This is a genomic window from Micromonospora deserti, assembly GCF_003236335.1.
In the GTDB taxonomy this organism is placed as follows: Bacteria; Actinomycetota; Actinomycetes; order Mycobacteriales; family Micromonosporaceae; genus Micromonospora; species Micromonospora deserti.
The window spans coordinates 1-10,456 of record NZ_POUB01000214.1; the positions used below are offsets into that span (position 1 = coordinate 1).

General features: G+C 73.6%; 10 protein-coding genes. 8 read left to right on the forward strand and 2 right to left on the reverse strand.

The window, feature by feature from the left end; genetic code table 11:
- The first annotated feature begins 149 nt into the window (after positions 1-149).
- The 6 genes from egtA (at position 150) to C1I99_RS23840 (ending at position 5,888) form a co-directional block, all read left to right on the forward strand.
- Positions 150-1,385, forward strand: a complete 1,236-nt coding sequence (gene egtA / locus C1I99_RS23815; protein ID WP_111136438.1) for an ergothioneine biosynthesis glutamate--cysteine ligase EgtA — start codon at positions 150-152, stop codon at positions 1,383-1,385.
- A gap of 5 nt (positions 1,386-1,390) precedes the next feature.
- A complete protein-coding gene (egtB, locus tag C1I99_RS23820; RefSeq protein WP_111136439.1) occupies positions 1,391-2,719 on the forward strand; it encodes an ergothioneine biosynthesis protein EgtB in 1,329 nt (442 codons plus the stop codon).
- 46 nt (positions 2,720-2,765) lie between these two features.
- Positions 2,766-3,512, forward strand: coding sequence for an ergothioneine biosynthesis protein EgtC (egtC, locus tag C1I99_RS23825; protein ID WP_111136440.1), 747 nt, complete (start codon positions 2,766-2,768; stop codon positions 3,510-3,512).
- A 43-nt stretch (positions 3,513-3,555) separates the two neighbouring features.
- Entirely contained in the window at positions 3,556-4,521 is a 966-nt protein-coding gene (egtD, locus tag C1I99_RS23830) for an L-histidine N(alpha)-methyltransferase (protein WP_111136441.1), read from the forward strand.
- Positions 4,522-4,896: 375 nt separating this feature from the next.
- A complete protein-coding gene (locus tag C1I99_RS23835) occupies positions 4,897-5,484 on the forward strand; it encodes a TMEM165/GDT1 family protein (RefSeq protein ID WP_111136442.1) in 588 nt (195 codons plus the stop codon).
- Positions 5,485-5,693: 209 nt separating this feature from the next.
- Positions 5,694-5,888: a hypothetical protein gene (locus C1I99_RS23840; protein ID WP_111136443.1), complete on the forward strand. Its 195-nt coding sequence runs from the start codon at positions 5,694-5,696 to the stop codon at positions 5,886-5,888.
- Positions 5,889-6,035: 147 nt separating this feature from the next.
- On the opposite strand, the gene nhaA is transcribed toward C1I99_RS23840, so the two are convergent.
- Entirely contained in the window at positions 6,036-7,346 is a 1,311-nt protein-coding gene (nhaA, locus tag C1I99_RS23845; RefSeq protein ID WP_111136444.1) for a Na+/H+ antiporter NhaA, read from the reverse strand.
- A gap of 368 nt (positions 7,347-7,714) precedes the next feature.
- Here nhaA and C1I99_RS23850 point away from each other — a divergent pair, with 368 nt between their 5' ends.
- Entirely contained in the window at positions 7,715-9,178 is a 1,464-nt protein-coding gene (locus C1I99_RS23850) for a tyrosine-protein kinase domain-containing protein (protein WP_111136445.1), read from the forward strand.
- On the opposite strand, the gene C1I99_RS23855 is transcribed toward C1I99_RS23850, so the two are convergent.
- Positions 9,159-9,713, reverse strand: coding sequence for an arsenate reductase/protein-tyrosine-phosphatase family protein (locus C1I99_RS23855; protein WP_111136446.1), 555 nt, complete (start codon positions 9,711-9,713; stop codon positions 9,159-9,161). The genes C1I99_RS23850 and C1I99_RS23855 overlap by 20 nt on opposite strands.
- Positions 9,714-9,866: 153 nt before the next feature.
- Between C1I99_RS23855 and C1I99_RS23860 the strand changes: the two genes are divergently transcribed.
- Positions 9,867-10,456: glycosyltransferase (locus C1I99_RS23860; protein ID WP_146604035.1), on the forward strand; the 590-nt coding region annotated here is incomplete at its 3' end.

Genomic DNA, 10,456 nt, shown 5'->3' on the forward strand with positions numbered 1-10,456 from the left:
GGGCTGAGCCGCCCGCCCGTTACCGCTGGATACGTGAAATTCGTCTGCTAGACAGAAACCGGTGGAACCGCGGACGCCCCCACCGATGACGGTGGGTGGCGTTACGGTGGCACGGACCGGAAGTCGGCGCGGTGAAGGAGGCACCTCCTGTGGTGACGTCGCCGGACCTGGAGCGGACGACCATCCTGCGGGAATCCGGGGCGGCCGCCCACCACCTCGCCCGAATCTGTTTCAAGACCGGCCCGCCGACGTACACCGGTGTCGAACTGGAATGGACGGTGCACGACGCCGCCGATCCCGCCCGTCCCATCGACGGTGAGCGGCTCCGGGCGGCGCTGGGGCGGCACAGCCCGCCCACCCTCGACCCGACCGGTCCCGCCCAGCAGCTGCGCCACGGCGGCACGGTGACCGTGGAGCCGGGCGGCCAACTGGAGATCTCCACCCCGCCGCGATCCTCGATCGCCGCGCTCATCCACGCCACGAACGCCGACATCGCCCAGGTCGCCGGCCTGTTGGCCGCCGCCGGCCTGATCCTCGGCGACTCCGGCATCGACCCCCACCGGCCGCCCCTGCCGGTGATCGAGACCCCCCGCTACCGCGCGATGCGCCACGTCTTCGACCAGCGGGGGACGGCCGGGCGCACGATGATGTACAGCACCGCCGGCCTGCAGGTCTGCCTGGACGCCGGCGAGCCCGCCCAGCTGGGCGCCCGCTGGGCGGCGGTACACGCGCTCGGCCCGCCGCTGTTGGCGGCGTTCGCCACCGCCGACCGGCACGCCGGCCGCGCCACCGGGTGGGCGTCCGCCCGGATGGCGGCCTGGTTCGGCATCGACCCCGCGCGGACCCGGCCGGTGTGGACCCCGGAGCGGGCCGACGCGGACCCGGTGGCCGCCTGGACCCACTACGTGCTCACCGCGCCGCTGCTCTGCCTGCGCGACGCCGGCCCCGACTGGACGCCGCCGCCCGGGGTCACCTTCGCCGACTGGGTCGACGGGGCGCTGTCCCGGCCACCCACCACCGACGACCTCGACTACCACGTGAGCACGCTCTTCCCGCCGGTGCGGCCGCGCGGCTACCTGGAGGTGCGCTACCTCGACGCGCAACCCGGCCCGGACTGGGCGGTTCCGCTGGCGGTGCTGGCCGCCCTGCTGGCCGAGCCCGGCACGCTCCGCGCGGCCCGCGAGGTCGCCGGGCCGGTGGCGCACCGCTGGCGCGCCGCCGCCCGGCACGGGCTGCGCGACCCCGGGCTGGCCGCCACCGCCGCGCAGCTGCTCGACCTGGCCCTGGCGGCCCTGCCCCGGCTCGACCTGCCGGCCGCCCTGCACCACGACATCCAGCGAGGCGTACGGCGGCGGCGGGCCGCCGCGGAGAGGGGACACCGGTGACCGGAGTGACCATCGACCGTACCGGCGCGGAGCGGCTGCGCGGCCGGATCGCCGTGGAGTTGGCGCGCACCCGTGCCCGCACCGCGCTGCTGACCGAGGCCGTCGACGACGCGGACCTGATGCGGCAGCACTCCCCGCTGATGTCCCCGCTGGTCTGGGACCTCGCCCACGTCGGCAACCAGGAGGAGCTCTGGCTGGTCCGTGACGTGGGCGGTCGCCCGCCCGTCCGGCAGGACATCGACGACCTGTACGACGCGTTCAAGCAGCCCCGTAGGGACCGCCCGACGCTGCCGCTGCTGCCCCCGGACGAGGCCCGCGCCTACCTGACCACCGTCCGCGACAAGGTGTACGACCTGCTCGACCGGGTCGCCTTCACCGACCGGCCGCTGGTCGCCGACGGGTTCGCCTTCGGCATGATCGTGCAACACGAGCAGCAGCACGACGAGACCATGCTCGCCACCCACCAGCTGCGTGCCGGCCCGGCGGTGCTGCACGCCCCGCCGCCGCCCGAGCCCCGGGCGCGGGTCGCCGGGGAGGTGCTGGTGCCGGCCGGCGAGTTCACCATGGGCACCGACACCGACCCGTGGGCGCTGGACAACGAGCGCCCCGCGCACCGCGTCGAGCTGCCGGCGTACGTGATCGACGCCGCGCCGGTCACCAACGGCGCCTACCGGCAGTTCATCGCCGACGGCGGCTACGACGACCCGCGCTGGTGGAGCCCGGCAGGCTGGCGGCACCGCGGCGAGGCCGGGCTGACCGCGCCGATGCACTGGCGCCGCGACGGCGACGGCTGGGCGTACCGGCGCTTCGGGCGGTGGTCCCCGGTGCGCGACGACGAGCCGGTGGTGCACGTCTGCTGGTACGAGGCGCAGGCGTACGCCGCGTGGGCCGGCAAGCGACTGCCCACCGAGGCGGAGTGGGAGAAGGCGGCCCGCTGGGACCCGGCCACCGGCCGGTCCCGCCGCTACCCGTGGGGCGACGACGAGCCCACCTCGGCGCACGCGAACCTGGGTCAGCGGCACCTGTGGCCGGCCCCGGTGGGGGCCTACCCGGCTGGTGCCTCGCCGCTCGGGGTGCACCAGCTCATCGGCGACGTCTGGGAGTGGACCGGAACCACCTTCCGGGGCCACCCCGGCTTCGCCGCGTTCCCATACCGCGAATACTCCGAGGTCTTCTTCGGCGACGACTATCTGGTGCTGCGGGGCGGGTCGTTCGGCACCGACCAGGTCGCCTGCCGGGGCACCTTCCGTAACTGGGACTACCCGATCCGGCGGCAGATCTTCAGCGGCTTCCGCTGCGCCCGCGACGCCTCGCCCGAGGAGGCGCACCGGTGAGGGCACCGAAGGCGGACGCCACCAGGCTGCCCGGCGGTGCCGCCTGATGTGCCGCCACCTGGCGTACCTGGGCCCCCCGGTGACCCTGCGGGAGCTGCTGTTCGACCCGCCGTACTCCCTGCTGCGCCAGTCCTGGGCGCCCCGCGACATGCGCGGCGGCGGGACGATCAACGCCGACGGCTTCGGCGTCGGCTGGTACCCCGGCGACGGCGACCCGGTGCGCTACCGGCGGGCCCAGCCCATCTGGAGCGATCCCACCATCGCGCAACTGGCCGCGGTCACCTCGGCCGGCGCGGTGCTGGCCGCCGTCCGCTCGGCCACGGTCGGCATGGCGGTGCTCGACTCCGCTGCCGCCCCGTTCGCCGAGGGGCGGTGGCTGTTCAGCCACAACGGCGTGGTGCGCGGTTGGCCCGACTCGATGGTCCCGCTCGCCGCCACCCTGCCGGTGCGGGACCTGCTCACCCTCGACGCGTCGACCGACTCGGCACTGCTCTGGGCGCTGGTCCGGCACCGGCTGCGCGCCGGGATCAAACCGGCCCGCGCGGTCGCCGAGACCGTCACGGCGGTCGCCGCGGCGGCCCCCGGTTCCCGGCTCAACCTGCTGCTCACCGACGGGCGCACCGTGGTGGGCAGCGTGGCCGGGCACGCGCTGTCGATCCGCGGCACGCCGGCGTCGGTACTGCTGGCGTCCGAACCGCACGACGACGACCCCGGCTGGCAGGCGGTGCCGGACGGGCAGTTGGTGGAGGCCACCGCGACCGGGGTGCGCGTGCGTGCTCTGGCAGAGGTGTGACCACCGGCCGACAGGGACGTTCACCCGAGCGGAAGGGGAAGACATGAGCGCGGAGCCGTTGGAGATCCACCTTGAGGAACAGGACCTGAGCCGCAGCCTGCGCGACGACGTGCGCACCGGCCTGACCGCCCAGCCCCGGTGGCTGCCCCCGAAGTGGTTCTACGACGCCCGGGGCAGCGAGCTCTTCGAGCAGATCACCCGGCTGCCCGAGTACTACCCGACCCGAGCCGAACGGGCCGTGCTGGCCGAACGGGCCGACACCATCGCCGAGGTGACCGGGGCCAAGACTCTGATCGAGCTCGGCGCGGGCTCGTCGGAGAAGACCCGGCTGCTGCTGGACGCGTTCACCCGTCACGGCGGTCTGGGCACCTTCGTGCCGCTGGACGTGTCGGTCAGCGCGCTGCGGCAGTCCACCGCCGAAATCGCCGCCGACTACCCCGGGCTGCGGGTGCGTGGCATCGTGGGCGACTTCACCCGGCACCTCGACCGGCTGCCCGCCGGTGGTCGGCGGCTCGTGATCTTCCTCGGCGGGACCATCGGCAACCTGCTGCCGGCCGAGCGGGCGGAGTTCCTGGCCGCCATGCGGGCCGCGCTGGAGGCGGGGGACTGGCTGCTCATCGGTACCGACCTGGTCAAGGATCCAGCGGTGATCGTGCCGGCGTACGACGACGCGGCCGGGGTCACCGCCGAGTTCAACCGCAACGTGCTGCGGGTGATCAACCGCGAGCTCGGCGCCGACTTCGACCCGGAGGCGTTCGCCCACGTCGCGCTCTGGGACCCGGACCGGGAGTGGATCGAGATGCGGCTGCGCGCGCGGTGGCCGGTCCGGGTCCGCGTGCTCGGCCTGGACGTCGGGTTCGACGCGGGGGAGGAGCTGCGCACGGAGGTGTCCGCCAAGTTCCGCCCGGAGGGGATCGCCGCGGAGCTGCGGGCGGCCGGCTTCGCCGTGCCCGACTTCTGGACCGATCCCGACGGTTTGTTCGGCGTCACCCTTGCCCGGGCGGACTGAGCCGCACCCCCGTGCCCCCTGCACCGCGGATGGCGATTCAACGAGCGCCGCAAGCGCCACCCCGAACTTCTGCAGGGCAGGGCACGCCGCGGACACCTGCGGGCACTGCACGCTGCAGGGCGCGGGGCGGCGCGCCGTGTCAGGACCGCCGCCACGGGTGAACAGGCTCACCCGTGGCGGCGGGCCCTGCCGATGATCGGCTAGGCTGAGCGACGCGAAGGGGAGTAGCCCCCAATGTCGTGGTCGACACACTGGTGCGTTCCGCATCCGGCCACGCGGCCTCGGTGTCCGAGGCGGGCGAGACCTTCGACCCAGGCTGTGCAGCCGGGTCGAGGGCGCCCCGCACCTCCTCCCGGCCTGATCCGGAAGGATGTCATGGAAGGTTTCCTCGTCGCGCTGGTGGTCAGCTTCGGCGTCATCTTCGTCGCCGAGTTGGGCGACAAGTCCCAGCTGATGGCCCTCACCTTCGCCACCCGCTTCAAGCCGCTGCCGGTGCTGGTCGGCATCACCGTGGCCACCGCCGTGGTGCACCTGGTGTCGGTGGCGATCGGGTACGGCCTCGGCGCCGCCCTCCCGACCGGGTGGATCTCACTCGTCGCCGGCCTGGCGTTCCTCGGCTTCGGGGCATGGACCCTGCGCGGGGACTCCCTCACCGACGCGGAGCGGCGCAAGGCCGAGAAGAGCAGCAGGTCGGCGATCGTGGCGGTCTCGGTCGCGTTCTTCCTGGCCGAGCTGGGCGACAAGACCATGCTCGCCACCATCACCCTGGCCACCCGGTACGGCTGGTTCGGCACCTGGCTGGGTTCCACCGTCGGCATGGTCGCCGCCGACGCGCTGGCCATTCTGGTCGGCCGGATGCTCGGCCGTCGGTTGCCGGAGAAGACCATCCGGTACGGCGCGGCGGTGCTCTTCGCCGGCTGCGGGCTCTGGTTGATCCTGGAGGCGTTGGCAGAGCTCGGCTGAGGGTGCCGAGCACCAGCCCGCCGGCCGGGTAACGCCAGCGGGTGGAGGAGATCCTGCGCCGCGGCAACCACCTCCCGGTCGTCGCGGTCGCCGGTCACCGGCCCCGGGGCGGGGGTGGGCCGACTATCTGCGCCGCCCTGCGGGCACCACCATCACCACCTACCGTTGGCGGTAGGAGGCAAAGCCGGAAAAAGCGGGAGGATAACCACATGAGCAAGCACGACGAGCCGAACGAGTACGGGTTCGCCGGCGGCGCCACCGCTCCCGAGCCCCCGCCCGGCGGCCGCGCCGACGAGCAGGACCGGGCCGAGGAGGTGGCTGTGCCGGCTGACGACCTCATGGAGCCGGTGAGCGACGCGCTCGCCGACGAGCAGGAGGAGCGCTGGCGGGCCGAGCGCCGCTGACCGGCCGGCGACCCGGACCGGCCGTCACGCCGACCCGGACCGGCCGGCGGCGGAGCGTGTCCGGCCGCCGGGACCGCCTCCGGCCGGTCGTCCCGCCACGTCAGCGCCGGTTCCGTCGGATCTTCGTGGCGCCGGTGCTCCGGTGGCTCAGCCCTTGCGGTGCTGGTAGACGTCCGGCACGCCGTCGCGGTTGGCGTCGACCTGCTCCGCCTGGGCGATCCGCCGGTACGCGGCGTTGCGCCGGACCAGCACGACCGTGGCGAGCAGCGCCGAGATCAACGAGCCGCTCAGCACCGCCGCCTTGACGTTGCCGTCGGCCGCGGTGCCGGTGCCGAAGGCGAGTTCGCCGATCAGCAGCGAGACGGTGAAGCCGATGCCGGCCAGCAGCGCCACCCCGAGCAGGTCCGACCAGGTGATGTCCTGGTCCAGTTCGGCGCGGGTGAAACGGGCCAGCAGGAAGGTCGAGCCGAAGATGCCGACGGCCTTGCCGATCACCAGGCCGGCGACGATGCCGATCACGATGGGGTCGGTGACCACCGCGCCCAGATCGGCGCCGCGCAGCGAGACGCCGGCGGCGAAGAACGCGAAGACCGGCACGGCGAATCCGGCCGAGATGGGCCGCCAGCGGTGCTCGAGGTGTTCGGCCAGCCCGTGCGTGTCGCCGTCGCGGCTGCGCAGCACGGGCACGGTGAAGCCGAGCAGGACGCCTGCCACGGTGGCGTGCACGCCGGAGGCGTGCACCAGCGTCCACGCGAGCACCGCGAGCGGAATGAGCGCCCACCACCAGGTCCGCCGGCGCTGCACCAGCAGCGCGAAGAGCGCGATCGGCACCAGCGCGCCGAGCAGCGGCAGCGGGCTGAAGTCGTCGGTGTAGAAGATCGCGATGATGGTGATGGCGAACAGGTCGTCGACCACCGCGAGGGTGAGCAGGAACGCCCGCAGGCCCTGCGGCAGGTAGCAACCGATGACGGCCAGCACGGCCAGCGCGAAGGCGATGTCGGTGGCGGTGGGGATCGCCCAACCGCGCAGGCCGTCGCCGCCCGCGGCCAGGTTCACCCCCACGTAGATCAGGGCGGGCAGCGCCATGCCGCCGAGCGCGGCCACCACCGGCAGGGCCGCCCGCCGCGGGTCACGCAGCTCGCCGGCCACGAACTCCCGTTTGAGCTCCAGCCCCACGACGAAGAAGAAGATCGCCAGCAGGCCGTCGCCGGACCACTTGGCCAGGCTCAGGTCGAGGTGCAGCGCCTCCCCGCCGGCCCAGGGAACCCATTTCCCGAGCGCGGTGTACGACGCCTCCCACGGCGAGTTCGCCCAGACCAGGGCGATCACCGCGCCGAGCAGCAGCAGCCCGCCGCCGACGGTCTCGGTGCGCAGCACGTCGGCCAGGAACCGGGCCTCCGGCCAGGAGGTACGCGAGAAGATGCGGGGGCGGTCGGGACGCGGGGTGCGGTCGGTCATGCGCGAGGTCCACCTCGGTTTCGGGGCAGCACGGATCAGCTGCCGACCAGACTTCCCGGCACACCGCTTCCGACCCTATCCATCGCCGCCGTGACCCGTGAAATCCGGCGCGGGGGAGATACCCCACACCGAGGTTTCCGGCACGGCTTGCTGTCGCCGGTCGCATTGGCCCGGCATTGTCGCGCGACCGGCGACGCCTCCCGCCCGTTTGTCGGGTTGGTATTCGAGCGCATACCGCACCCGGGGAAAATACATAACTCCGGACATAAGCCGTATGAGCCGCTTTAATGGTTTCACGAGATTAGTCGACCTTGGGGGTTTTTCGTGAAGTTCTTTGGCGTTACCGGCCTGGTACGGAGGCACGCCTGATGGACCTGTACCGCCAACTCCACCACGTGCGCCGGCACTGGTGGCTCGTGCTCCTCACGCTCATGGTCGTGCTCGGCGTCACCGCGTTCATCACCGTCCGGGCCCAGCCCCGGTACGTCGCCTCGGTGACCTTCTTCGTCACCACCCCGACCCAGGGGGTCACCGACGCCTACCAGGGTGGCCTCTTCCTGCAGCAACGCGTCAAGTCGTACGCGGAGCTGCTGACCAGCGACCGCCTGGCGCAGAGCGTGGTGGCCGACAGCGCTATCGGGCTCACCGCCGACGAGGTCCAGCGTCGGGTCAGCACCTCCACCGAGGCCGGCACCGTCCTGCTGCGCGCGTCCGTGACCGACACCGACCAGACCCGGGCGCTGAAGGTCACCGAGGTGCTCTCGACGAGGTTCGTCGAGCTCGTGCAGAAGGTCGAGACGACGCCGGACGGCAGGGCCGGGCCCATCAAGATCGAGGTTGTGAGCGGGCCGCGGGTCAGTTCCAGCCCGGTCTCCCCGCAGCCGGTCCGCAACTTCACCCTCGGCGCGCTGCTGGGGCTGCTCCTCGGTGTGGCGCTGGCGATCGCCCGTGGCCTGGCGGACGTCCGGCTGCGGGACGCCGCCGGCCTGCAGCGCACCACCGGCAGCCCGCTGCTCGGCGAGATCCCGTACGAGAACACGGCCAAGGGGTCACCGCTGATCGTCGGCGACGCGGCGAACTCGGCGCGGGCCGAGGCGGTCCGCAAGCTGCGAACCAACCTGCGTTTCGTCGACGTGAACGAGCCTGCCCGGGTCATCGCCGTCACCAGCGCGCTGCAGGGCGAGGGGAAGACGACGCTCTCCTGCAACCTGGCCATCGCCCTCGCCGAGGCCGGCTGGCGGGTGCTGCTGGTCGACGCCGACCTGCGCCGGCCGAAGGTCGACGAGTACCTGGGCCTCGACGCCGGCATCGGGCTGACCGACGTGCTGGTCGGCGACGTCCAGGTCGGCGACGTGGTGCAGCGGTGGGGCGACAAGTCCCTGCTCGTGCTGCCCAGCGGCTCGGCGCCGCCGAACCCCAGCGAGCTGCTCGGCTCCAAGGCCATGGCCGACCTGCTGCTGGCGCTGCGCGAATCGGCCGACATCGTCATCATCGACACCGCGCCGCTGCTCGCCGTCACCGACGGCGTGGTGGTGGCCGTGCAGGCCGACGGCGCACTGCTGGTCACCCAGCAGGGTCGCACCTCCCGGTCGCAGGTGGCCACCGCGGCCCGGGCCCTGCACTCGGTCTCGGTGCGGCTGCTCGGCTGCGTGCTGAACATGGCCAAGGTCGCCAAGGCCGAGGCGTACCAGTACGAGGCCTACCGGGTGGCGGCCGCGGCCGAGACGCCGTCCGTGCCCAACGACCGGGCCACCACGGCCCGGCACGCGGAGCACGCGGGTGCGCGCGGCGTCAGCGACCGGACGCAGGAACTCACCCGGCTGCCCCGATGAGCGCCGCGAGGGGTCGCGTCGACCGTTCGATCTCCTCGGCGCAGCGTCGGAAGTCGGCGACGGTCCCGCCGATCGGGTCCAGCAGGTCGTCGGCGTCGGGGGCGGCAGGTTGCAGCCGCCCCCGGGCGCGGGCCGCCGCCTCGATCGCGGCCCGCAGCGGATCCGCCGCCGGCTCGGGCGCCGGCTCGGCCGCCGCGGCCAGCCGGCCGAACTGGCGCAGGGTGAACGTCCGGTGCAGCGCCGCCGGCGCCAGCGCGGTGCACACCGAGCGCTGGCGCCGGGTGGCGGTCAGCACCAGGGTCGCCCCGAGCAGGTGCTCCCGGAGCAACTCCCGGCTGCGGAACTCAGTCGGGTCCGCGCCTGTCCCAGCTACCACCTCCGCGGCGTACGGGTGCATCGGCAGCCCGTCGACGGCGTCGGTGCCGGCGCTGGACACCACGACCCGCTGCCCCGCCAGCAGCCGGCGGGCGAGGTGCTCGGCCATCGGAGATCGGCACAGGTTGGCGTGGCAGACGAACAGCACGCGGTCGGCCATCTGGGTCCCTCTCGTCGATGCGGTCGCGCCAGACAGCAGCACGGTGGTCGGCCGGCGGCCGGACGCGGAGGGGTTGACCGCATCGTACGCGGGCCCGGCGGGTGCACGTCACGCTGCCGCGCCGATCCGTCCGGATCGGACGGAGGTACGCCGGTGAGGATCGGCATCCTGGCGTACCACTTTCCGCCCGAGCCGGCGTTCATCCCCGGCAGCCTGGCCGAGGAACTGGCTGTCCGGGGGCACGAGGTGCGGGTGCTGACCGGATTCCCCGACTATCCCGGCGGGCACGTCTACCCGGGCTGGCGGCAGCGCTGGCGGCACGAGACGCGCAGCGAGCGGCTGATCGTGCGTCGGGTTCCCCGGTACTCCGCGGGTGACGGGTCGGTCGGTGCCCGGATGGCCGCCCGCCTCTCCTTCGCAGGTAGCGCCACGCTCGTCGGCCGGGGGTTCCTCGCCGATGTCGACGCCCTCTACGTCCACCAGACGCCGGCGGCCGCCTTCGCCACCGCGGGACTGCTCCGCCTGCTGGGGCGGCTGCCGACGGTGCTGCACGTGCAGGACGTCTGGACGGAGGACGGGCCGGCCGGCGCCGAGGCGGGGCGGTGGGCGGCGCGGACCGCCGCGGCCATGGCCCGCGCGTACCGCTGCGCGGACCGGGTCGCGGTGGCCGCGCCCTCGCTGCGTGACCTGGTCGTCGCCGGTGGGGCGGATCCGGCCCGGGTGAGCGTGGTGATCAACTGGAC

Excerpts from the sequence above, each read along its gene's own strand:
- nhaA (WP_111136444.1), bottom strand. The coding sequence starts at position 7,346 with ATGACCGACCGCACCCCGCGTCCCGACCGCCCCCGCATCTTCTCGCGT.
- egtC (WP_111136440.1), top strand. The coding sequence starts at position 2,766 with ATGTGCCGCCACCTGGCGTACCTGGGCCCCCCGGTGACCCTGCGGGAG.
- C1I99_RS23850 (WP_111136445.1), top strand. The coding sequence starts at position 7,715 with ATGGACCTGTACCGCCAACTCCACCACGTGCGCCGGCACTGGTGGCTC.
- C1I99_RS23855 (WP_111136446.1), bottom strand. The coding sequence starts at position 9,713 with ATGGCCGACCGCGTGCTGTTCGTCTGCCACGCCAACCTGTGCCGATCT.
- egtD (WP_111136441.1), top strand. The coding sequence starts at position 3,556 with ATGAGCGCGGAGCCGTTGGAGATCCACCTTGAGGAACAGGACCTGAGC.
- C1I99_RS23840 (WP_111136443.1), top strand. The coding sequence starts at position 5,694 with ATGAGCAAGCACGACGAGCCGAACGAGTACGGGTTCGCCGGCGGCGCC.
- C1I99_RS23835 (WP_111136442.1), top strand. The coding sequence starts at position 4,897 with ATGGAAGGTTTCCTCGTCGCGCTGGTGGTCAGCTTCGGCGTCATCTTC.